General features: G+C 31.9%; 21 protein-coding genes. 19 read left to right on the top strand and 2 right to left on the bottom strand.

The window, feature by feature from the left end:
• Window position 1 precedes the first annotated feature (1 nt).
• Window positions 2-1,909 carry an ABC-F family ATP-binding cassette domain-containing protein gene (locus ACFOWM_RS07435; RefSeq protein WP_379708407.1) on the bottom strand — a complete coding sequence of 636 codons (1,908 nt, stop codon included), beginning with the start codon at window positions 1,907-1,909 and terminating at the stop codon, window positions 2-4.
• A 78-nt stretch (window positions 1,910-1,987) separates the two neighbouring features.
• Here ACFOWM_RS07435 and ACFOWM_RS07430 point away from each other — a divergent pair, with 78 nt between their 5' ends.
• From ACFOWM_RS07430 to ACFOWM_RS07375, 12 genes are all read left to right on the top strand, one after another.
• Complete coding sequence (locus tag ACFOWM_RS07430; protein WP_379708405.1) at window positions 1,988-2,542, top strand: hypothetical protein; 555 nt, start codon at window positions 1,988-1,990, stop codon at window positions 2,540-2,542.
• Between the two features lie 151 nt (window positions 2,543-2,693).
• Window positions 2,694-3,740 carry a dTDP-glucose 4,6-dehydratase gene (rfbB, locus tag ACFOWM_RS07425; RefSeq protein WP_379708403.1) on the top strand — a complete coding sequence of 349 codons (1,047 nt, stop codon included), beginning with the start codon at window positions 2,694-2,696 and terminating at the stop codon, window positions 3,738-3,740.
• A 213-nt stretch (window positions 3,741-3,953) separates the two neighbouring features.
• Window positions 3,954-5,426 carry an oligosaccharide flippase family protein gene (locus tag ACFOWM_RS07420; protein WP_379710319.1) on the top strand — a complete coding sequence of 491 codons (1,473 nt, stop codon included), beginning with the start codon at window positions 3,954-3,956 and terminating at the stop codon, window positions 5,424-5,426.
• Window positions 5,423-6,343, top strand: a complete 921-nt coding sequence (locus tag ACFOWM_RS07415) for a class I SAM-dependent methyltransferase (RefSeq protein ID WP_379708401.1) — start codon at window positions 5,423-5,425, stop codon at window positions 6,341-6,343. Before ACFOWM_RS07420 ends, ACFOWM_RS07415 begins: the two co-directional genes overlap by 4 nt.
• Window positions 6,336-6,923, top strand: coding sequence for an acyltransferase (locus ACFOWM_RS07410; RefSeq protein ID WP_379708399.1), 588 nt, complete (start codon window positions 6,336-6,338; stop codon window positions 6,921-6,923). The genes ACFOWM_RS07415 and ACFOWM_RS07410 overlap by 8 nt, the downstream gene beginning before the upstream one ends.
• A 1-nt stretch (window position 6,924) precedes the next feature.
• Window positions 6,925-8,061, top strand: coding sequence for an NAD-dependent epimerase/dehydratase family protein (locus tag ACFOWM_RS07405; RefSeq protein ID WP_379708397.1), 1,137 nt, complete (start codon window positions 6,925-6,927; stop codon window positions 8,059-8,061).
• Between the two features lie 5 nt (window positions 8,062-8,066).
• Window positions 8,067-9,080: a CgeB family protein gene (locus ACFOWM_RS07400; RefSeq protein ID WP_379708395.1), complete on the top strand. Its 1,014-nt coding sequence runs from the start codon at window positions 8,067-8,069 to the stop codon at window positions 9,078-9,080.
• A 71-nt stretch (window positions 9,081-9,151) separates the two neighbouring features.
• Window positions 9,152-10,219, top strand: coding sequence for a glycosyltransferase family 4 protein (locus ACFOWM_RS07395; RefSeq protein ID WP_379708393.1), 1,068 nt, complete (start codon window positions 9,152-9,154; stop codon window positions 10,217-10,219).
• Between the two features lie 55 nt (window positions 10,220-10,274).
• Entirely contained in the window at window positions 10,275-11,366 is a 1,092-nt protein-coding gene (locus ACFOWM_RS07390) for a glycosyltransferase family 4 protein (RefSeq protein WP_379708391.1), read from the top strand.
• Window positions 11,367-11,461: 95 nt separating this feature from the next.
• The gene (gene rfbA / locus ACFOWM_RS07385) at window positions 11,462-12,325 is read left to right on the top strand and encodes a glucose-1-phosphate thymidylyltransferase RfbA (RefSeq protein WP_379708389.1); all 864 of its coding nucleotides are present in this window, start codon (window positions 11,462-11,464) and stop codon (window positions 12,323-12,325) included.
• A 210-nt stretch (window positions 12,326-12,535) separates the two neighbouring features.
• On the top strand, window positions 12,536-14,437 hold the full coding sequence (gene asnB / locus ACFOWM_RS07380; RefSeq protein ID WP_379708387.1) for an asparagine synthase (glutamine-hydrolyzing): 1,902 nt from the start codon (window positions 12,536-12,538) through the stop codon (window positions 14,435-14,437).
• 89 nt (window positions 14,438-14,526) lie between these two features.
• The gene (locus ACFOWM_RS07375) at window positions 14,527-15,663 is read left to right on the top strand and encodes a glycosyltransferase (RefSeq protein ID WP_379708385.1); all 1,137 of its coding nucleotides are present in this window, start codon (window positions 14,527-14,529) and stop codon (window positions 15,661-15,663) included.
• A 16-nt stretch (window positions 15,664-15,679) separates the two neighbouring features.
• Here ACFOWM_RS07375 and ACFOWM_RS07370 read toward each other — a convergent pair whose 3' ends face one another.
• The gene (locus ACFOWM_RS07370) at window positions 15,680-17,017 is read right to left on the bottom strand and encodes a hypothetical protein (RefSeq protein WP_379708383.1); all 1,338 of its coding nucleotides are present in this window, start codon (window positions 17,015-17,017) and stop codon (window positions 15,680-15,682) included.
• A 136-nt stretch (window positions 17,018-17,153) separates the two neighbouring features.
• Here ACFOWM_RS07370 and ACFOWM_RS07365 point away from each other — a divergent pair, with 136 nt between their 5' ends.
• The 7 genes from ACFOWM_RS07365 to ACFOWM_RS07335 all read left to right on the top strand — a co-directional run bounded on the left by ACFOWM_RS07365 (window position 17,154) and on the right by ACFOWM_RS07335 (window position 24,739).
• On the top strand, window positions 17,154-18,200 hold the full coding sequence (locus tag ACFOWM_RS07365; protein ID WP_379708381.1) for an acyltransferase family protein: 1,047 nt from the start codon (window positions 17,154-17,156) through the stop codon (window positions 18,198-18,200).
• 18 nt (window positions 18,201-18,218) lie between these two features.
• Window positions 18,219-19,379, top strand: coding sequence for a glycosyltransferase family 4 protein (locus ACFOWM_RS07360; protein WP_379708379.1), 1,161 nt, complete (start codon window positions 18,219-18,221; stop codon window positions 19,377-19,379).
• Between the two features lie 17 nt (window positions 19,380-19,396).
• Complete coding sequence (locus ACFOWM_RS07355) at window positions 19,397-20,002, top strand: NeuD/PglB/VioB family sugar acetyltransferase (RefSeq protein WP_379708377.1); 606 nt, start codon at window positions 19,397-19,399, stop codon at window positions 20,000-20,002.
• Window positions 20,003-20,134: 132 nt separating this feature from the next.
• Window positions 20,135-21,106: an NAD-dependent epimerase/dehydratase family protein gene (locus ACFOWM_RS07350; RefSeq protein ID WP_379708375.1), complete on the top strand. Its 972-nt coding sequence runs from the start codon at window positions 20,135-20,137 to the stop codon at window positions 21,104-21,106.
• A gap of 173 nt (window positions 21,107-21,279) precedes the next feature.
• On the top strand, window positions 21,280-22,413 hold the full coding sequence (locus ACFOWM_RS07345; RefSeq protein ID WP_379708373.1) for a LegC family aminotransferase: 1,134 nt from the start codon (window positions 21,280-21,282) through the stop codon (window positions 22,411-22,413).
• A 39-nt stretch (window positions 22,414-22,452) separates the two neighbouring features.
• Window positions 22,453-23,109 carry a sugar transferase gene (locus ACFOWM_RS07340; protein ID WP_379708371.1) on the top strand — a complete coding sequence of 219 codons (657 nt, stop codon included), beginning with the start codon at window positions 22,453-22,455 and terminating at the stop codon, window positions 23,107-23,109.
• A 139-nt stretch (window positions 23,110-23,248) separates the two neighbouring features.
• Window positions 23,249-24,739, top strand: coding sequence for a phytoene desaturase family protein (locus tag ACFOWM_RS07335; RefSeq protein ID WP_379708369.1), 1,491 nt, complete (start codon window positions 23,249-23,251; stop codon window positions 24,737-24,739).
• Window positions 24,740-24,753: the final 14 nt, after the last annotated feature.

Raw genomic sequence — 24,753 nt, 5'->3', positions numbered from 1 at the left:
ATTACCCCATTAATTCACTCAACTCAAGCCAACGCATTTCTTTAGCTTCTATAGCCGCTAAAATATCGGTTACTCTTTTTGCCATGCGTTGCATTTCATCAAACGAAGGTCCGGTACTCATTTGTTGCTCTAAGGTTTCCTTTTCTTTAATTAATAAAGGAAGTTCTTTTTCAATATTTTCAAACTCTTGCTTTTCTTTAAAAGATGGTTTTTTAGCAGTTGCCCCACCAATAGTTGAGGTAGGTTTGGGCGCTGCTGCAACTGTTGGGTTATTGGCAGATTTTGAATCGTTGTTTTTTTCAGCAGCCTCTGTTTCTTTTAAATAACTACGGTATTGCGTATAGTTGCCTGGGTAATCTTTAATAACGCCATCACCTTCAAAAGCAAATAAATGATCTACCATTCTATCCATAAAATACCTATCGTGGCTTACAATTAAAATACAGCCAGGGTACTCCAACAAAAACTCCTCAAGGGTGCGGAGGGTTTGTAAATCTAAATCGTTGGTAGGTTCATCTAATATTAAAAAATTGGGGTTTAAAAACAATACGCTCATTAAATGCAAGCGCCTTTTTTCGCCACCACTTAACTTACTTAATGGGGTAAATTGTTGTTGTGCATTAAAGCCAAATTTTTCCATAAACATGCTAGCACTTAGTTTAGTACCATCTGCCAAGGGAAAATACTCCGCCATATCTTTTACATATTCAATGGCCCTTTTATCTTCTTTATACTGCAACCCTTCTTGGTTAAAATTGCCAAAAACTACAGTGTCGCCATGGTTTATTTTACCACTATCAGGCTCCTCTTGCTGCAAAGCAATTTTCAAAAATGTTGATTTGCCCACCCCATTTTTTCCAACAATACCAATGCGTTCGCCTCTTTTAAACGTATAATCAAACCCTTTCATAATGACTTTTTCGCCATAGGATTTGTTTACTTTTTTCATTTCTAAAATTTTGCCTCCAAGCCTTGTCATTTTTACTTGTAGGCTCACTTCAGCATCTTCTTTACGAACAGATACCCGTTCTTCTACTTCTTTAAAAGCATCTTGCCTACTCTTGCTTTTGGTAGTACGGGCTTTGGGTTGCTTACGCATCCACTCCAGTTCTTTTCTGAAAATATTTTTATCTTTTTGTAATTCGCTGGCTTGTACTTCTTGTCGTAAACTTTTTTGCTCTAAAAAATAATCGTAATCGCCTTTGTAAACGTAAAGTTTTTCTTCATCCATCTCAATAATTTCGTTACATACGGCATCTAAAAAATAGCGATCATGGGTAACGAGTAAAATGGTCATTTTGTGGGTGCTCAAAAAATCTTCGAGCCACTCAATCATGCCCACATCAAGGTGGTTGGTAGGTTCATCTAAAATAAGTAAGCAACGGCCTTCGTGCAGTTGAGCTTCAATAAGTGATTGTGCCAAGGCTACTCTTTTGCGTTGGCCACCACTGAGGGTGCTCATAGTAGCTTCTAAATCGTGTAGGTTGAGTTTTCCTAAAATTTGTTTGAGTTCGCTCTCAAAACTCCAGGCATTGAGCTCTTCCATTTTACCCATTATATCGGCTAAAAGGTCCATATCATCGGTACCTTCATCTAAATATTTTTCGTAGGCGCTTACGGTTTTAATAACGGGGTTATCTAACCGAAGTACATTTTCACGAATGCTTTTATCTTCCATAAAAGGCGTATCCTGCTGTAGCATAATCACCTTTACATCTTTATGCACCCATACTACGCCTTCATCAGCAGTATCTAACCCTGCAAAAATTTTGAGTAGGGTTGATTTGCCTGTACCGTTACGAGCCACAAAGGCAATTTTATCACCTTCTTCAACATGAAAAGAAATGTTTTTAAAAAGGGTTCTAATACCGAAAGACTTACTAATATTTTCAACAGAAGCGTAATGCATAGCGGCAAAGATAGTTTACATACTTTTTAAACCTGTTATTAAATGTATTTATTGTTTATAGTTAATAAGAATAAAAGAATGAGTAATTTTGTAACTCAATTTATGTTAGAAACACTCATATCATCTAAAACACGTATAAAACTGCTGCTTAAGTTTTTTTTAAATAGCAGCACCAAAAGCTATTTACGAGGCTTAGAGGAGGAATTTGGTGAAAGTACTAACTCCATTAGAGTAGAGTTAAATAAAATGGAGCAAGCTGGTTTGCTAAATGCTAACATAGAAGGCAATAAAAAAATATTTACTGCCAATAAAAAACACCCACTTTTTCCGGAAGTACAACAAATAATGCGAAAATATATTGGTATTGATACTATTATTGAGAACATTGTAAAAAAACTGGGCGATGTAAGCAAAGTATATATTACTGGTAACTATGCCAAAGGTTTAGGAGGCGATGTGATTGATCTTACTTTTATAGGAAATATTAATCAACCATATTTGGTAGAACTGATCGAAAAGGTAGAAAAATTAATTAATAAAAAAATTAGGTACATCATTTATAGTGAGAATGAAAGTGCCAATGTTTTTTCATTAAAAGAAGAGCAAGAAAGTTTGTTGATGTGGAATAGGTAAGGCTTTGAATTCAATATTTTAAAAATTTTGATGGTACTAAAGTGGCGGAGTTTTATGAAGTAAATAAAAATGTAGTATGTTGTATAAAACATAGTTATTAATTAATAATTAAAACGTTCAAATAACAGTTACTAAATATTAAAAAAATAGTATGAATATATTAATTACAGGTGGTGCAGGTTTTATTGGTTCGCACCTTGTTAGGTTATTTGTAAATAAGTACCCATCATACCATATTGTAAATATAGATGCACTAACTTATGCTGGCAACTTAGCCAACCTAAAAGATATTGAAGATAAAAGCAATTACACCTTTGTAAAAGGTAATATTACTGATGCCGCTTTATTACAAACACTTTTTGATAAATATTCTTTTAATGCCATTTTACATTGTGCAGCTGAAAGTCATGTTGATAGAAGTATAACAGACCCACTTGCATTTATTACAACAAATGTAGTGGGCACCGCCACTTTGTTACATGCCGCAAAAAACAGTTGGCATGGCAATTACGATGGTAAATTATTTTATCATATAAGTACAGATGAAGTGTATGGAAGCCTTGGAGATACAGGCTTTTTTACAGAGCAAACAGCCTATGATCCTCGTAGCCCCTACAGTGCAAGTAAAGCAAGTAGCGATCATATCGTAAGGGCATTTTACCATACGTACCACATGCCTGTTAAAATTAGTAATTGTAGCAACAATTATGGGCCATATCATTTTCCTGAAAAACTAATTCCACTTTGTATAAATAATATTATTAACAATAAGCCATTGCCTATTTATGGAAAAGGCGAAAATGTTAGAGATTGGCTTTTTGTAGAAGATCATGTAAAGGCAATTGATGTGATTTTTCATAATGGAAAAGTTGGCGAAACTTATAATATTGGTGGCCATAACGAATGGACTAACATCGCATTGGTAAAAGAATTATGTAAGCAAATGGATATTAAACTTGGAAGAACAGCTGGCCAATCTGAAAAACTCATTACTTATGTTACCGATAGGGCTGGTCATGATTTGCGTTATGCAATAGATGCGTCAAAACTTAAAAATGAATTAGGCTGGATGCCTTCATTACAATTTGAAGAAGGCATTAGTAAAACAATTGATTGGTATTTAGAAAATACAAAATGGTTAGAAGAAGTAACAAGTGGCAATTATTTAAAGTATTATGAAGGAATGTATGGTGCATAAAAAATGTAATGATAGAAAGAGCCATTTTTACATAAACCAATACCATCATAGGTACTAATGTTATAAAAGAAGCGCTTTAATAACCATATTACAACAGGATATAATAGTAAATAACCCCTATAAATAATTATTTATTAGAGGTATTTCGAACTATAGTTTTTTATTAAAAATAAAGTATTGGCTAGTATTAATTTGGAAAGCGGAAGCGCTAAAATGATTATAATTTTGCTTTCACGAATATGGGGAGCAGCATTATCAATTTTGCTTGTTCCAATATATGTGAAATTATTAGGGGTAGAAAGTTATGGACTTATAGCATTTTATGCGACCTTATCAGGCGCTTTAGCAATTCTTGATGTTGGGTTGAGTGCATCAGTAATTAGGCAGGTAGCTATTTATAAAACACAAACCAATAAAGAGCAACAATTAAAGAATTTAATTTTTACAGTTGAAGTAATTAATTGGATAATAGCCATTGTATTAGGTATAAGTATTGTTTTATTAGCAAACCCAATTGCTGTTAATTGGGTAAAAGCAGTTCATATTGAACCAATAACAATACAGCACTGTATCATGTTAATGGGGGTGGTTTTTGCATTTCAATTTCCTGTAAGTGTGTATGATGGTGCATTAGTAGGTTTGCAGCAACAAAATGCTAATGCAATACTCAATATCATTTTTACAACCTTAAAGGCGCTTGGGGCATTATTAATTTTATTCTTTTTTAAACCAACAATAGTTTCATATTTTATATGGCAAGTAGCTATTACTATACTGTACACATTTGCCATGCGAATATTTGTTTATAAAAAAGTAAATGCACCCCTAATAAAATCAGCCTTTTCAGTAATTGAGTTAAAAACAATATGGCGCTTTGCCGCAGGTATTGCAGCAACAGCGGTTGTTACTTTTTTTATCACACAAATAGATAAAATTATTGTAAGTAGAAATTTAGAGCAATTAAGCTATTACAGTTTAGCTTTTTTATTAGCAAGCGGTATTACTGCAATAGTAACGCCATTACAAACCATTATTTATCCTAAACTTACACAATTAGCCGCTACACAAAATCAAACAGCACTTGTTGAGTTGTATCATAAATCTTGTAAATGGATTTCCATTATAGTGTTTCCAATTGGTTTTACTTTGATTGTTTTTGCAAAAGATATTTTAATGTTGTGGACAAAAAACGAAACATTAACAAACAATACTACACCCATATTACAAGTAGTAATAGCTGGTACTATTTTCAATTGCTTAATGATTGTACCTTATTATTTAACATTGGCAAAAGGTAATACTAAGTATGGTTTATATCAAAATATCATCGCTGCCATTATATTAGTTCCATTATTATTAATATGGTATAAAAATTATGGTGCTTTAGGAGCAAGTTATGTTTGGCTAGTTGTGAACCTTGGCATTGTATTAATTTCAATTCCTCTAATACATTTTTTTTATTTAAAAAATGAAATTTGGAATTGGTTTAAAAAAGACGTGTGTATACCACTTATTGTAGCTGGTGTATTAGCAATAGGAGCTAAATATTTAAAAACCCAATTTATAAGTAACAACAGTATTTTTGCGCTAGCAATATTATTATTTGTGGTGTCAATTATTTACTTGTTAGTAGTACCTGAAACAAATACATACTTTAAAAAGTTAATTTTAATATTTAAAAAATGAATTCTATTTACGATAAATATTTTGTAGAACAAAATTGCCCAGTATGCGGAAGTAATGAACGCAAATTGCAGCATAAAAATATTTTACATACCTGCTTTGTGTTAGAAAAGGCTAAAATAGATGTAAAAAATGAAGAGGCAATGAGTGATATTGTAAAGTGTTTGCATTGTCACCATTCATATTTATCAAGAATAATAAAGGAGGAGTATATAAATAAATATTATAGTGAAGCTAATTCTGAATATTATGATGCAGTAAAACAAAACCCTTATGATAGAAGGCCTCTCGATACAAAACGGTTTGGAGATTTAATTTTAGAAAAATGTCCAAGTGCAAAAAATGTTTTAGAAATAGGTTCGGGATTAGGACATTTATTAAATGATTTATCATTAAAAGGCTTAGATTGTTATGGTGTTGAACCATCTCCTCTTGCTAGTGAATTTTCTAGGAAAACGTTTAACTTAAACGTAGTAACATCTATGTTAAATGAAAAAACTTTTGAAAATAAAAAGTTTGATATTATTTTAATTATGGACGTTGTAGAACATGTTGCAAATATTAATGAGCTAATGAAACTTGTTAAGCATTACCTTGCTAAAAATGGAAGGTTGGTTGTTTTAACAGGTAACAACAACTCTTTATATGCTAAACTATGTGGTAAAAAATGGTTGTATTATTTCTCTTGGGAGCATATTTCATTTTTTAATAAATCATCAACAAAATTTTTATTTAACAAGCATGCTTTACAATTAGAGCATTTTATTAAAACACAACATAGTGGAACATTTTATGAAAACATGCGTATGGTGTTTTATACCATTTTTTGTATGTGTAGAAACTTTTTTGGAGTGCGTAAACAAGTATATTATTACATGGCATTCGATCACTTTTTTGCAATAGGTAAAAACGATGATTAAAAGAATATATTATAAAATTAAGTACCTGTACTATAAAACTAAATTTAAAAAATTTGGATATGCTAGTGTATTGCGTAGCCCAATGTCATTAGGGGGTACTAAAAATATTAGTATTGGTAAATGTACGTTTATTGGTTACAATGCTTGGTTAGCAGCAGTACCTCATACTGGTCAAAGTACGTGTGAGTTAACCATTGGCGACAACTGTTCCATAGGAAATTTTAACCACATATATGCAACTGGTAAAATAGTTATTGAAGATTATGTACTTACTGCTGATAAAATCTATATTTCAGATAATTTACATGGCTATGAAGATGTAACTATACCTATTAAACTTCAAAAAATTGTACAGAAAAATTCTGTAGTAATTGGCTATGGAAGTTGGATTGGCGAAAATGTTTGCATATTAGGTTGTAGTATAGGTAAGCAATCGGTAATTGGCTCAAACTCAGTTGTTACTAAAAGTATTCCTGATTATTGCGTAGCAGTTGGTAACCCTGCAAAAATAATTAAGCGATATTGCTTAGAAACTAAACAATGGAAAAAAACAAACCCTGATGGGGATTTTATAAATTAATATGAAAATTTTAATAACAGGAGGTGCTGGTTTTATAGGTTCTAATTTGGCACTAGCATTAATCAAAAAAAATCATAGTGTTGTTGTACTTGATAATTTATCTCCACAAATTCATGGGGATAATGCTGTAGAAACATCACCATTGTACAACAGTATAAAAGATAAAGTAACATTTATAAAAGGCGATGTTACAAATAAACAAGATTGGATGAAAGCCTTAAAAGGCATTGATTTAGTAGTGCACTATGCTGCAGAAACTGGCACTGGGCAGTCAATGTATGAAATTGAAAGATATACTAATGTTAACGTTGGGGGTACTGCTATATTGTTAGATTTATTAACAAACGACAAATCATTACAAGTTAAAAAGGTTATTGTAGCATCATCTCGATCCATATATGGGGAAGGTAAATATTTATCTGAAAAATTTGGAATTGTTTATCCAGAACATAGAAATGATGAAACCATGCTTAGTGGAAATTTCGAAGTATCTATACCTGCCGAAACCACCGCATTACAACTAATGGCTACAGATGAAGCATCAAAAATACACCCTTCATCTGTTTATGGAATTACCAAACAAAATCAAGAACAAATGGTTTTGTGCGTTTGTAAAACTATTGGTATTAAGGCCATTGCTTTTCGCTATCAAAATGTTTATGGTCCGGGTCAATCATTAAGCAACCCATATACAGGAATACTTTCAATTTTTTCTACATTAATTTTAAATGATAAGCCTATTAATATTTTTGAAGATGGAAAAGAAAGTAGGGATTTTGTATTTATAGATGATGTAGTAGATGCTACAATTTTCGGAATTGAAAATGATACAATTGAAAATGATGTTTTCAATGTTGGTTCGGGAGTTGCTACTGATGTATATACCGTTGCTACAACATTATTAAAACAATATAACAAAAATGTGCCCATTACTATTACAGGTAATTATCGTTTAGGCGATATAAGGCACAATTATGCTGACCTTACCAAAATAAAAAACGCTTTAAATTTTACGCCTAAAGTACCGTTTGAAGAAGGTATTACAAAATTTGCTAGTTGGGTATCAACTCAAAATATTAAAGAAAGCAAATATGATGAGAGTATTGAAGAAATGAAAAATAAAGGTTTATTTAAATAAAATTTATGCAACAAAAAAAAGTACTCATTGTTGGACCAATTTTTCATGGCTATAATGAAAGTGTAGAACAAGCATTTAAAAATTTAAACTTTCAAACTAAGGTAATTGGCTTTACAGATGGAGCAGTTGAAAACGTAAAAGAAAAAGTTCAGTTCTACTTAACAAAAACCGACGACTTTTATAAATTTAAAAATAAGCAGTTTAATAGCTTATTTGAAAAAACTTATAACGAATTTAAACCCGATATTCTTTTTATAATAAAAGGGCATCAAATTGATCCTACCGTAATTAGTAAAATGAAAAGCAGTGCCAACATTTTATGGATGATGGATTCAATTCATAGCTATCCAGGATCTTTAGCTATACTTCCATATGTACATAAAGTTTTTTTATTTGAAGCAACTGATATTCCATTATTAAAAGAAAAATATGATGTTGATGGTACGTTTATGCCTTTAGCACTAGATGAAAAAGTGTATTTTCCAATAACAAATAAAAAAGAAATTGATATTCTATTTGTAGGCGGATTAGTGCCAGATAGAATAAGATTACTCGATAAAATAATTGAAAAATTCCCCGATAAAAAGATTTCAATTTATGGTCAATATTACTCAAAATTTAGAAGGCCATTACATCATCTATTTAGGAAAAACAAAAAGAATTACACAAATAAAATTGTTTTGCCATCAAAGTTAAATGAGCTTTATAGTAAATCTAAATTGTGTATCAACATACATCAAAAACAGTCTGTAATTGGCGTAAATCAAAGGTTTTTTGAAATATTGGGGTCAAAAAATTTACAAATATGCGACCATAAAAAGTTTATAAGTGATAATTTTTTAAAAGATGATTTGTTGTGGTATCATAATGAGCAGGAGCTTTTTGATACTATCTCATTTGCATTAAATAATTACAATGATTTAAACAACGTAATTACAAACGGTTATGAAAAAGTAACCTCAAAACATACTTTTACGCATAGAATCAAACAAATTTTAACCTTATCAGAAGTGTTGTAAAGAGTGTAATGCATACACAGCAATCAAAAAAATAATACTTCAATTCAACATTATCTATCACTATTTTTCGTTTGAAAAAAATTCTTCATATCATCAATGCTATGACTCCGGGGGGAGCAGAAGTACTACTTGCTAACTCACTTTCATCTGGTGGGTTAAGTGAACATACTGAAAATCATTTAGCATTTTTCATGGGGCCATCTTATCTGCTTGATAGATTGGATAATAAAGTAACTATTCATAATTTAAATTACAAAGGTGTTACAGATGTATGGCAGCTTTTACAAAGAATTAAAAAAATTATTGTAGATTATAACATTGATATTGTACATAGTCATTTAAATCCGGCAGGTTTGTATGCTCATTTAGCCATGCCTAAAGGAGTAAAGCATATCCATACTTTACACACCACCTACTCAATGGATAAAGAGACAACCAAAACTAGGTTGTGGCTTGAGAAGCATTTGTTTCTATTAAAAAAATCAACAAATGTTATCTTGTTATCAGATTTTATTAAGGCAGATTTTATAAATGCAATTCCGTTTAAAGGGAAAGCATTTGTACTTAATAATTTTGTACCCGATCATTTTTTTGAACTAAAAACCAACGATTATAATTACCATAAAAAAGAATTAAAATTAATAGCACTAGGTACACTAAAACCCCTCAAAAATTTCGAATACCTCATACAAGTGTTTCAGCACTTAAAAGCTGAAAATATAAGTTTAGATATTTATGGCGCTGGTAATAAAGCAGTGTATGAACAAACTATTGCAAAGCTTGGTGTAAAAGTTAATATGATGGGGCATATAAAAAATACAGCAGCAGTTATTTGTAATTATGATTTATTTATAATGCCATCTAAATTTGAAGGGTTCCCATTATCGGTTTTTGAGGCTATGGCGGCTGGTTTACCGGCGATGCTTTCTGATATAAAGCCACTAAAAAGTATTGTAAACGAGCATGCAATTTATTTTAGTTTAAATGATGAACATCAAGTGGCTGCTATTTTAAAAGATATTTATAATGGAAAAATAAATATTAATGAGCAAAGTAGAAACGCCAAAAAATATGCACTTGCTACTGTAACAAGAGCCCAATATATCCATAATTTACTTTCTATTTATGAAAGTATTTAGTTTAAAAAATGGGCTTACAATAAACAATTTCAGCACTTTTAAATAACTATATATAATGAAGATTCTCCACATACTTTACTCTGGCCTTGGTGGTCATGGCAATGTATTTTTCAGCATGGTAAAAGCTGATAAGGAAAAATCATTTGAGTACGAAGCAATTTTTTGTGGTATTGAAGATATTAGAGAAGAGTATGTAACAAGGTGTACGGCTAACAATATCAAATATCATTTTATAAAAAAAACAGCAGGTAAACATGTTTCGTACTATTATAAAATATTTAAACAAATAAAAAAATCAAAACCTGATATAATTTTTTTACATGGCTCCATGCAGCTACCATCCGCATGGCTAGCAAAATTATTACTATCGAAAAGTAAAATTATTGTTAGAGAAACACAAGCCCTTCATTTAAAAACAACTTTCGAAAATGTTGCACTTAAAGTGGCTATGAAGCTTGCTGATAAGATTGTTTTTTTAAGCAATGATTATATGAAGCAGGTGAGCATTCATTTCGGAAAAAAATTTAAGGCATCAAAATGTTCTGTTATTCCTAACGGAATTGATCTTAATAAATTTGCTCCCTTAGCTTCAAATAATGTAACACAAATTAGTATTGGTATGCAAAGCCGTATTGTTGCTATTAAAGATCATAGTACACTTATAGCAGCATTCAAACAACTGAAAGAAAAATTACCTGAACATCATTTAAAATTATACTTGGCTGGCGATGGAGAAAAAAAAATAAGTTTAGAAGAAGAAACAAAAAAGTTGCACTTACAAAACGATGTTATTTTTGAAGGGATGCTTAATGAAAATGCGTTGGTTTACTTTCTTCAAAAGTTAGATGTTTATGTTCATGCATCATTTGGCGAAACAATGAGTACTGCTATTATGCAGGCAATGGCTTGTGGTAAAGCAATTGTAGCTTCTGATGTTGATGGTATAAATAACATGATTACAAACCAAAAAGATGGGTTATTGGTTCCTGTAAATCAAGTAAATGAAATGGCAAACGCTATTGAAACAATTATATTAAACCCTGTTCTTAAAGCTAGTTTAGAGGCAGCAGCCCTAAATACAGCTACTCAAAAGTTTAGTGATCGTCAAATGTTTTTAAGTTATAAAGCAATTATCGATACTTTATAATAACATAAATTATATTTTTTTTCCTAAAAATAGATTGTACCTTATAAATTATGTAATCTTAAATCAACACAAATAAAAGTCAGTTTAATAAAAATATGAAAGGAATAATTTTAGCAGGTGGTTCAGGAACAAGATTGTACCCAATAACAATTGGTATAAGCAAACAATTAATGCCGATTTATGATAAGCCTATGATATACTATCCGCTAAGTACATTAATGTTAGCTGGTATAAAAGATATTTTAATAATTACAACGCCAAATGATCAGGAGCAATTTAAAAGGCTGCTCGGAAACGGTCATAATTGGGGTTGTAACATTGAGTATGCTCAACAAGAAAAACCCAATGGGTTGGCACAAGCATTTGTAATTGGTGAAGAATTTATTGGTACAGACAGTGTTGCGCTAGTACTTGGTGATAATATTTTTTACGGTAGTGGCTTTAGCAAAATACTGAAAGAAGCCGCTGAAGTACAAGGTGCAGTAATTTTTGCATACCCTGTTAGCGATCCAGAGCGTTATGGTGTAGTTGATTTTGATGCAAATTTCACAGCTTTAAGTATTGAAGAAAAACCTACACATCCTAAAAGTAATTTTGCTGTTCCGGGTCTTTATTTTTATGATAATAGTGTAGTATCAATAGCAAAAAATATTGAACCTAGTCCACGTGGTGAATACGAAATTACTGATGTCAATAAAATATACTTACAACAACAAAAGCTTAAAGTTGCGCTATTAGATCGTGGATTTGCTTGGTTAGATACAGGTACTTTTGATTCATTAAGCGATGCAAGCGAATATGTTAGAGTTGTTGAAAAAAGGCAAGGGTTAAAAATTGGATGTCCTGAAGAAATTGCTTTTAGAAAAGGCTTTATTAACAAAGAACAGTTACTGAGTTTGGCCAATGAACTTAAAAAAAGTGGATATGGTGAGTATCTTTTGAACGTGGCAAATGGATAATATTTTTTAACAACAATACCTTTATTACTTTTACTACTAAAAACAATTGCTTAATTTTTAAAAACGGTACATGCATTGCTGCTTACCGAGTTATAATAAATTTTTCAAATAAATAGCTTTACGTAGCTATGCCAGTAATAAAAATCAATTCATTTAATTATATTATAACGGTATTGAATTACTTTTTTACGCTCAATTAATTATAAATACATGTGTGGAATATCAGGTTTTGTAGATTTTAAAAAACAAACAGATAGGGTTGTTCTAGAAAAAATGAACAGAACAATGCAGCACAGAGGTCCTGATGGCGAAGGCTATAAAATGTTCAATATGCAACATGCAAATATAGGCTTAGGCCACAGGAGGCTTAGTATTATTGACCTTACAGAGGGAGGTAGCCAACCGCAGCATTATAAAAATTATCATATTACCTACAACGGTGAAGTTTATAATTATGCTGAAATAAAAGCTACTTTAGAAACATTAGGTCATCAATTTCATAGCAACAGCGATACTGAAGTTATTTTACATGCATATGAACAATGGGGTAGCGATGCACTACATCACTTTATTGGTATGTTCGCTTTTGTAATTTATGATGAATCAAATAATACCTTATTTGCTTGTAGAGATAGAGCTGGGGTAAAACCATTCTTCTATTACTGGAAAGATGGATTGTTTCTATTTGCATCTGAGTTAAAAGCTATTATGCAGCATCCTTCTTTTCAAAAGCAAATAAATACACATGCGCTGGCAGCTTACATGCAATATGGGTATGTACCTGCGCCACATTGTATATTTAATGATACCTATAAACTTAATGCAGGCCACTATTTACAATTAAATTCAATTGATACTTCATTAAGTATTAAGCAATATTGGAATGTTTATGATGCATATAATAAGCCTACCTTAAAAATTGATTTACCCGAAGCAATTGTTGAAACAGAAAAAATTTTGGTAAAAGCTTTTGAATACAGAATGGTGAGTGATGTGCCAGTTGGTGTTTTTTTGAGTGGAGGTTATGATAGTAGCTGTGTTACAGCTTTATTGCAAAAAGAACAAACAAAAAAATTAAAAACGTTTACAATTGGTTTTACCGATAGTAATTTAAATGAGGCTCCGCATGCAAAAAAAGTTGCAGCACATTTAGGTACAGATCACACTGAATATTATTGTACCCAAAAAGAAGCCCTAGAAATAGTACCACAGTTGCCATTTTTTTATGATGAACCTTTTGCTGATAGTAGTGCTATACCTACAACACTTGTAAGTAAAATTGCAAAAGCACAAGTTACTGTGGCGCTTTCTGCCGATGCTGGCGATGAAATTTTTGCAGGCTACAGTAGGTATGAGTATGTTATGAATTATGGAAAAAAATTGCAACGCATACCAGCTTTTGTAAGAAGTAGCGCTGGTTTTTTAATGGGTGGTATTCCAAAAAATAATATTCCTTTTCTCAAAAAAAAGCACCACAAGTTTAAAAAAATGCAAAACTTGTTTAAAGATGCAAGTGACCATAACATACTTTTAAATTTAACCAAATTGTTGAATGATCAAGAAGTTTTTAGGTTGATAAAAATGCCTGTAACTACTTTAAATACCCATTTTAACAGTAAAGAGTTAATGCCACATAATTATAATACTTTGTCATACTTAATGGCAATTGATTACCAAACGTATTTAGTAGATGATATTTTGCAAAAAGTTGACAGAGCTGGCATGGGCGTTAGCTTAGAAGGTAGAGAACCCTTCTTAGATCATAATATTATTGAATGGGCTGCCCAATTGCCCCTGCATTTTAAATATAAACAAGGCAACAAAAAATTCATTTTAAAAGAAATTGTTCATAAGTATATTCCTGCACAAATAATGAATAGGCCTAAAATGGGCTTCACAATACCAATTTCAGAATGGTTGCAAACTGATTTGAAAATGTATGTTGATGAATATTTGTCACCTTCATTTATCCAAAAACAAAATATTTTTAATTTAAATGAGGTAAATAGTATTGTTCATGCTTTTTATCAACAAAAAACGGCAACAGCAGAAAAAATTTGGTATTTGCTGATGTTTCAAATGTGGTATGATAAATGGATAAATGGAAATTAATATTGCTTACGAATGTATGCACTAGCTTCACAAGCAAACTTATAATATTGTAAATATAGACGTGTGGTGAAGTATTTAAAAAAACATCAATGAAAATTGCTCATTTAATATATACCGAAGGCGTTGCAGGTGCAGAAAAACATTTAAAGCATCTGTTACCTCAATTAAAATTGCATGATATTAATTGTGAACTTATTATAGTATGCCCATCATTTTGTTATGAAACGCTACAAAATTTCGCTACTGCATTACAGCAAAAAAATATACCTGTTTCCATCATTGTTGCTGGTAGAAGCATTCAATTAAACACCCTAAAGCAAATCAACGCTTATTTAAGAAAAAATGGCATTAGCATTTTGCACAGTCATTTGCTCAGAAGTGATTTGTTAGCATCATTAGTAAAACTTATTTTTTATAAAAACCTATATGTTATTTCATCAAAACATGGTTACAATGAAGCGGTGCAAATGGCATATTCAAGAGGAGATAAAAAACTTAAAAAGGGCATCATTTTTTATATAACACTATTTACATTAAAGTATATTAATAAAAATATTGCTGTATCAGGCTTTATAGCCAATTTGTTTTTTGATATAGGTTTAACAAAAGAGCATTTTCATGTTATATATCATGGGTTAGATTTACCACTACAAAACAATGTACATAAATTAAACAAAGATTATAATGCCATACCGCCTAAAATTGTAGTGGTGGGTCGGTTAGAAACTATAAAGGGACATAGCTATGCTTTACTAGTGCTACACGAAATACAGAAAGTGTATCCTAACGTTCAACTAGAAATCGTAGGAATAGGTTCAATAAAAAATGAATTAGAAGAACAAGTGAAGATGTTGGGGCTTGAGAAAAATGTTTCTTTTATAGGATTTCAGCAAAATCCATATCAATTTATCGCAGGTGCCGATATCATATTGAATCCAACATTAGGAGAAGCCTTTGGGTTGGTATTTATTGAGGCTATGGGCTTAAAAACACCCATAATTGCCTTTGATTTACCAGCAGGAAATGAAATTATTACAAACAACAAAACTGGGATACTTGTGCCTAAAGCAAATGTTTCAGAAATGGCAAAAAGTGCTTTACATTTATTACAACATCATGATGTAAGAAATAATATTGCACAGCAAGCATATAATGCTTACAACACATTGTATACCACTGCTATTATGGCCGCAAATACAGCAAATTTTTATAAAACTGCATTATAAACTTTTCGTATTATCATCAACCAAGTATTGCTTTATCGCTAGTATTTTTATTTGATTTGATATGATTATTTATGAGTAAAATCATAAAAATATAAAAAGGTAGCAAGGGTAACCTATATCTTACAAGAGTACCAAAATTAAAGGTTGTAAACCCTACAATCATTGCCATAAGCGTACAAAAAACAAAACAAAACATTACGCAGGGATCAGTCAATAATGTTTTAAAAAATCCAAAAAATTTTGATTTAAACAGCATATATAAAAAAGAGCACAACATTATAAACGATTCTAATGCCGATAAAAACATAATCGGTTTTCTTGTTTCCCATAAAAAAGGGCGATAGAGCGTACTAAAAACTGTTGCAGGGGTTGCTATCAAAATACCAACAGGGCTTATATCAAAATTTAAAGGAGCAAATCCGCCTTTACTTTCTTCACTCTCTGCAATACTGTAATTTTCAATATTTGACTGAATTAATTGCGCTGTTTCTTCTAACGAATCGTTAATAGCATTTATTGAAATAAAAATAAACCCAATTAAGCCAGCTATTGCAATTATTATTAAAGTAAACCGTAATAATATATTTTTACTTTTTTGTATAATATTTAATATAAAGTAAGCACCTATTGATACTGATACAATACCTATTAAAGCCACTTTTATACCTGATAGTAAATAAAGAGAGATTATAGCATAGATGATGTTGATAATAATTCGCTCTTTTTTTATAAACAACTGATAAAGTGAAAAAAGTAAAATGCCTAGAAAGCCTAAAGCAATCGAATCTTTGCCAGCACCACTGCCCCAAAACCATATAGTGGGCGTAAAAATGATAAAGTTTGCAAGCGGTTTCTCAATACTTCTTTTTGATAAATCATTAAAAACACAAAATAATTTCCATGTACCTATGAATGAAATAAATCCAAAAAACAAAGCATTTATTAAAAAATGGCTAAATGAAAAAATTGAAAAAAATCCCATAAACTTCATTGCCGAAAGGCTAGAAGTTGCAAATAAATTACCATATGCGTACGCAGACATATTTTCGGTGCCAGGTAGTTGACTCAAACTTTGACCATCTAAAAAAAACACACCTATGAATTTGCCAGAATTGAAAACGGATTGTTTAATAAAATGCCCACCGTCAAAATATCCAAAAGCATCACCAGAACCATAATAGTATTGTAACACCATTGCATGTATTACACAACCAAAAATGTGTATATAAAAAGTATTAAGAAAATACTTTCTTAGTATCGTTCCTTTATATTTTTCTGCTTTTCTTAAAACGATGAAAAATAATATTAAAAAATAGAGTGGAAACAACAAATAATCAAATAAAGTAATTACCATATTTTTTATTTATTGTAGATGAGTGTAAATAAATCATTTTATATATCACAAATATAGTGGCAACTATGCTAACGGTTCAAACTTTTAAAAAAATTATCAGATATTTACACCCTTTACACAAACACACAAAACCTCAATGATTGATAAGCGAAATTTGAATCTGATACAAGTATTGAGAGGAGTGGCAAGTTTATTGGTTGTACTTTTTCATACAACATCGCTTATAAAAGAAAGCATTCACTTAAACTTTATTGGCGGTTTCTTTTTATTTGGGGGTGCAGGGGTTGATATATTTTTTGTGTTAAGTGGTTTTATTATTGCCTATTCAAGTCAACAATTGCATTATAAAAATAATAGTTTTACTAGTTTCTTAAAAAGGCGATTTGTAAGAGTTTTTCCGGTGTATTGGGTTATTATTACGTTATTGCTAGCCTTGCAAATAATGTTGCCTACATTTTATAACAATCAATATAATTTAAATGCCTCCAATTTGTTATCTACCTTTTTATTGCTACCGCAACATACAATGTTAAATGGAGTAAGTTGGACGTTGAGTTATGAAATATTCTTTTATATTTTATTTTCACTCAGTTTTTTAATACCTAATAAAAAAGTGTTAACGGTAATATCCGTTTTATATTTGGCAATCATTATTCTTTTGCCCTTAATGGGGTTTATTAACCATAGTAGTTGGTATTACTTCGTTTTTTTTCCCATGAATATTGAATTTTTTATGGGCATTGCGATAGCTGTTTTTATGAAAAAAATAAGCTTAAACCTAGGGAAAATATTAGTATTGTTAGGCACCATTTTATTTTTATGTGCAGGGGTGCTTTATAATAATGATATTGCTTTAGTGGCTGGTTTTTTTAATAGAGTAATATTTTTTGGTGTGCCTTCTTTTTTTATAATAGCAGGCGTAGTAAGGTTAGAGCAGCAAAAGCAAATTAAAACCAACCGCATTTTAAATTCACTTGGTACAGCATCGTACTCACTTTATTTGATACACCTTCCCATTATTGCTGCTTTTTTAAAATTAACAGGCAAATACTTTAATCAATCAGCAATATTATTGCATGTATTTGCTTTATTTATCATCATTTTTATTTGTGTACTCAGTATCATTTTTTTTAATGTAATAGAAAAGCCCCTTATTAAAAAACTCAATTCAATTATTCGTTAAAAATTTAAATATTTTATTTTGTTAAGTAGAAAAATCAAACTTATTCGTATAACCACGGTTCCTATGGCATTGGCATATCCTTTACAGGGGCAGCCAACTTATATGCAACAATCAGGTTTCGATGTAATTATGATTAGTTCAGCTGGTAAGGAGTTGCCTATTTTATTGGCTAACGAAACTTGTCCTCATATTGTGGTACCAATGACAAGGAAGATAACACCATTACAAGATTTAATTTGTATTGTAAAACTTATAAAATTATTTAAAAAAGAAAAACCAACCATTGTACATACAGAAACACCAAAAGCAGGTTTACTTGGTATGATAGCTGCAAAAATTGCCGGTGTCAACATTCGCATTCATACAGTCGCAGGCTTACCACTTATGGTAGAAAAAGGAGCAAAATTAGCCTTGCTTAAAACAATAGAAAAAATTACGTACGCAGCAGCAACCAATGTTTGGCCTAATAGCAATTCGCTAAAAAATTATATTCTTCAAAATAATTTTACAAATACAAAAAAAATCAACATTATTGGTAGCGGTTCTTCCAACGGTATCAATACTGAAAGATATAATCCAAACAACCTAGATGAAAAAGTTCTCTTAACAATAAAATCATCTATACATTATGACAGCAACTGTACCTATTTACTATTTATTGGTAGGCTTGTATTAGATAAAGGCATTACAGAATTGGTAAATGTTTTTACAAAACTGCAAAAAGATTTCCCCAACTTGCGACTTATACTTGCAGGCCAATACGAGCCTGATCTTGATCCCTTACCTGCATTTATAGAAGATCAAATTAAAAATAACACATCAATTATTCACATAAATTGGACAGATAAAGTAGAATATTATATGCACATTGCTAACTTCTTTGTTTTTCCTTCATACAGAGAAGGCTTCCCTAATGTTTTACTAGAAGCTGCTGCAATGAAATTACCTATTATATGTAGCAGAATTGCTGGTAATGTTGATATAGTAACACACAATGAAACTGGGCTTATTTTTACAAGTATGGATGAAGCAGATATAGCAGCAAAAATGAATATAGCACTTAATAACCCCAGTTTAATGGAGCAAATGGCAGAAAAGTTATTCCAAAAAATTACTACTGTTTATAAAAGAGAATTATTTTGGGAAAGCATGAAAAATGAATATCAAAAATTATTATAACATCATAATTTTTTAAAATGATAATAATAGGTTACTCTGGTCATTCATATGTAGTATGTAGTATACTAAATGCCATGGGCTATAAAGTAGATGCGTATTGCGATGCAGAAGAGAAATCAAATAATCCATTTAAACTAAAGTACTTAGGTGAAGAAGATAGTGTGCATGCTTTAAAGCAATTAGCCTGTAATCCATTTTTTATATCCATAGGTAATAACAATATTAGGGCCATCATTCAAGAAAAACTGAGAGCGAATAATCTTTTTCCTATCAATGCCATTCATCCATCAGCAATAATTGATAATACTGCCATAATACAACCTTATGGTGTTATGGTAAGTGCTGGTTGTATTATAAATGCTATGGCAAAAATTAATATAGGTGTCATTTGCAATACAGGTTGTATTATAGAGCATGAATGTAACATTGGCGATTTTGTTCATATTGGTCCAGGGGCGGTGTTATGTGGCAATGTTACAGTCGGAAAAAATAGTTTTATTGGGGCAAGTGCAGTTATAAAGCAGGGTATTACATTAGGTAATAATGTTATAGTTGGAGCAGGCGCAGTTGTTGTTAAAAATGTACCTGATAATGTTATTGTAAGAGGCAATCCTGCAGTATAACTTATTATTATAATATCTTATTGAATACTAATCTTCACCAATGATTATATTTGCAAATGTTTAATAATTAAAAACTAAATTTTTTCATTTAGTTTTTAATCATGTTTTAAAATTAGGTTATAAAAATTATATATGAAAATACTTGTTACAGGTGGGGCCGGCTATATTGGCTCAGTATTGGTTCGTCAATTATTAGCAAAAGGATACGATGTTCGTGCATTTGATAATTTAAGTTTTGGTGGCGATGCGTTGATAGATGTAATGCTACACCCAAAGTTTGAATTTTTAAAAGGTGATATTCGTAACGCTGCTGATGTTGCATTGGCTTTAGATGGCGTTGATGCAGTAGCGCATTTAGCTGCAATTGTGGGCGACCCTGCTTGTAAAAAATACAGCGATGATGCTAACAGCACCAATTGGGATGGCAGCGTAGCATTATATGAAGCGGCCGAAGCAGCCGGCGTTAAGCGTTTTGTTTTTGCTAGTACTTGTAGCAATTATGGTAAAATGGCTGATCCAAACTCTTTTGTAACTGAAACATCGGCTTTAAACCCTGTTTCACTATATGCTGAGTTAAAAGTAAAATTCGAAAAATATTTATTAGAAGATAGAAAGGATGCAAATATGTGCAGTACGGCTTTGCGTTTTAGTACGGTGTATGGGTTTAGTCCTCGTATACGTTTCGACCTTACCGTTAATGAATTTACCCGTAATGCAACCGTAAATGGTGAACAACCCATTTGGGGAGCACAATTTTGGCGCCCTTACTGCCATGTTGATGATTTAGCCCGTGCCGTGGTATTGGTTATAGAAAGTGATGAAGCTAAAGTACGAGCCAATGTTTTTAATGTAGGTAGTACCGAAGAAAACTACAATAAAGGGATGATCATTGAAGAGGTTTGTAAAGTAGTACCAAACGTAAAAGTTGATTATGTAGAGTTAAACGAAGACCCTCGTGATTACAGGGTAAATTTCGATAAAATTAAAAATGAATTAGGGTATACGATCACCAAAACAGTGCCCGATGGTGTAAAAGAAATTTACACTTTATTGCAAACAGGTATTGTTACCGATTCATTTGCACAAAAATTTAGAAATATTTAAAAGTAGTATCAAATTTTCGAAAATCCTCGTTGCAACACAACGGGGATTTTTTATACTTTTGCAACATCAAAACAACGTCATATTTACTTCATTTTTAGGCTATATTGTCGCAGATAACGGTAATAAATGACCTAAATCACTATCTTTAATCAAATTAAAAATTCAATTACAACATGCTCCTATTAAGTGGCCCAAACATGGGTGGAAACGAATTAAAATATGTAACCGAATGTATTGAAACAGGTTGGGTAAGCAGCGTAGGCAGCTTTGTTGATCAATTTGAAAAAATGAGTGCCGAGTTTGCCGGTACCAAATACGCAGTGGCCACAAGTAGTGGTACTACTGCTTTACACATTTGTTTAATATTAGCAGGTGTTGGAGAAAATGATATGGTTATTGCCCCAAACATCACTTTTATTGCAACGCTCAATGCCATTAAATACACCAATGCTACGCCTATTTTAATTGATACCGATGCTGGCAATTGGCAAATGGATTTGACTATTTTAGCTGATTTTTTACAGAACGAAACGGAACAACGCAACGGTGTTTGTTACCATAAAGCAACAGGTAAACGTATACCTATCATTATGCCAGTGCATGTGTTAGGCAATATGTGTGATATGGATAAGTTGATGCAAATAGCACAACAACATAACCTTACAATTATTGAAGATAGTACCGAAGCTTTGGGTAGCTACTATAAAGGTAAACATGCAGGTAGCTTTGGTTTAATGGGTACGTTTAGCTACAACGGTAATAAAATTATTACAACAGGTGGTGGCGGTATGATTGTTACGGACGATGAAGCTTTGGCTAAAAAAGCAAAACACCTCACCACACAAGCAAAAAGCGACCCTTTTGAATATATGCATGATGCTATTGGTTACAATTACCGTTTGGTAAACGTAGCAGCAGCCATGGGTGTAGCACAAATGGAGCAATTGCCAGGTTTTTTACAACGCAAACAAGCCATTACTGATTTTTATAAAAAAGCATTAACTGGCGTGGGTGATATTGTTTTTCAAGAAGTGCTGCCCAATGTACAACCCAACAACTGGTTGCCAACTATTTTTACTAGCAAACAACGTGAAGTATTAAAAGCATTGAACGATAGCAAAATGCAAAGCCGCCCTTTTTGGGTACCTATGAACCAGTTGCCTATGTTTAAAAACGACCTGTATGTCAACAACAATGATCGGTCTGATTATATTTACCAACATTGCTTAAGCATACCATGTAGTACTTATATAACTGATGCCGATTTAGAAGCAGTGGCTAATAAAATAAAAGAAGTATTCGCCTAGCTTTAAATAAATGGTTGTTCAATTTTATAAGTGTTTAGTATGTATCAGTTTTTAAAAAGAGTTATTGATATTTTAATTGCAACGGTTGCTTTTATTATTTTATCGCCTATTTTAATACCGGTGATGATTATTTTGAAACTTACCGGTGAGCATGAAATATTTTATTTTCAAAAAAGAGTGGGTTATAAAAACCAACCCTTCTACATTTGGAAGTTTGCTACGATGCTTAAAAACAGTCCTAGCATTGGTACTGGCGAAATTACCCTCCGTAACGATCCACGGGTGTTGCCTATTGGTGGCTTTCTTCGCAAGACAAAAATCAACGAGTTGCCTCAAATTTTCAATATTTTTAAAGGCGATATGAGTATTGTGGGGCCTAGGCCATTAATGGAAGTGAGTTTCAACCAATATAATGCTGAAATACAAAGTAAAATTTATAATGTGCGTCCGGGTATGACGGGCATTGGCTCACTCATTTTTAGAGATGAAGAAAAAATTATTTCAGAAGCAGCTGATGCCAAAGCAATGTACGCCCAAATATTTCCTTACAAAGGCGCATTAGAAATGTGGTATCAAGCCAATGCATCATTGTTAACCGATTTTAAAATCATTTTTTTAACGGCTTGGTCCATTGTTTTTCCTGAAAATAATCTTACCAATAAGTTTTTTAAAGATTTACCTCCAAGGCCGTTTTAAAAACATATTACCAAAACCGTAAGCCCATCAACCATAATGCTGATGGGTTTTTTTATTTTGAAAACTATTTCGTTTAAATTTGTAACAGTAATCTTTTCAAGCTAATAATAGCTACATTGTACTGCATATAACTATTTTAATGAAGAATGTAATTGTGATTGGGAGTGGGTTTGCAGGTTTATCAGCAGCGTCGTTCATGGCCAAAGCTGGGTGGCAGGTAACCTTGTTAGAAAAGCATTTATTGCCTGGTGGAAGAGCACAAAAGTTTGAGGCCGAAGGCTTTACTTTTGATATGGGGCCCAGCTGGTATTGGATGCCCGATGTGTTTGAACGTTATTTCAACTGCTTTGGTAAAAAAGTAAGCGATTATTACAATTTAAAAAGGTTAGATCCTTCTTATGCTGTTTATTACCCTAACAATCGTTTAGACATTCCGGCTGATTACAGCGCATTAAAAAATTTATTTGAATCCATTGAAACAGGTAGTGGCGATAAACTCGATCAGTTTTTAAAAGAAGCTGCTTACAAATATGAAGTAGGTGTACAAAAATTAGTATTTAAACCTAGCTTATCTGTAACAGAGTTTTTAGATATTGAATTGGCAAAAGGTATTTTAAAATTAGATGTGTTTACGAATATGAAAAAGCACATCAAAAAATACTTTACGCATCCGCAATTAGTACAGCTAATGGAGTTTCCGGTATTGTTTTTAGGAGCATTACCACAAAATATTCCAGCATTATACAGTTTAATGAACTATGCCGATATTAAACTCGGCACTTGGTACCCTGATGGTGGTTTAAATACAGTGGCTAGTGCCATGTTTCAATTAGCCCAAAGTTTGGGTGTACAATGTAAAATGGGGCATGATGTTACGAGTATAAATATTGAAAATGGTAAAGCAGTTTCTGTAACTGCCCAAACAACCAATGGTAGTGTTACCTATAATGCCGATGTTATTATTTCTGCAGCCGATTACCATTTTACTGAAACCAAATTATTGCCAAAGGCTTATCAATCATACAGTGCAGCGTATTGGGATAATAGAGTTATGGCGCCCTCATCATTATTATATTACGTAGGGTTAAATAAAAAATTAAAAAACATTGTACACCATTCGTTGTTTTTTGATGTTGATTTTGATTTACACGGTAGAGAAATTTATGATACGCCTCAATGGCCTACTGAGCCGTTGTTTTATGTTTGTGCATCATCCGTAACTGATAATACGGTGGCGCCAGATGGTGGCGAAAATTTATTTTTCTTAATACCAGTAGCAGCAGGTTTACAAGGGGATGATGAAGCGTTACGAGATAAATATTTCAATAAAATTGTAAATAGGTTTGAAGCTATTACTGGCGAATCATTGAAAGATGCTATAGTGTATAAAAGAAGTTATGCTGTGAGTGATTTTATACACGATCATAATGCATTTAAAGGTAACGCTTATGGCTTGGCGAATACCCTTATGCAAACAGCCATTTTAAAACCATCATTAAAAAGTAAAAAAGTAAGTAATTTATTTTATGCTGGTCAACTAACGGTACCTGGGCCAGGTGTGCCACCTTCATTAATAAGTGGTGAGGTTACTGCTGCCCAAGTTGTAAAACAGTTCAGTAAAAAAGCTTAAATTAGTACTTAACA

The organism is Ferruginibacter yonginensis (genome assembly GCF_042651465.1).
Taxonomy (GTDB): domain Bacteria; phylum Bacteroidota; class Bacteroidia; order Chitinophagales; family Chitinophagaceae; genus Ferruginibacter; species Ferruginibacter yonginensis.
This window is presented reverse-complemented; position numbering and strand designations above follow the sequence as displayed.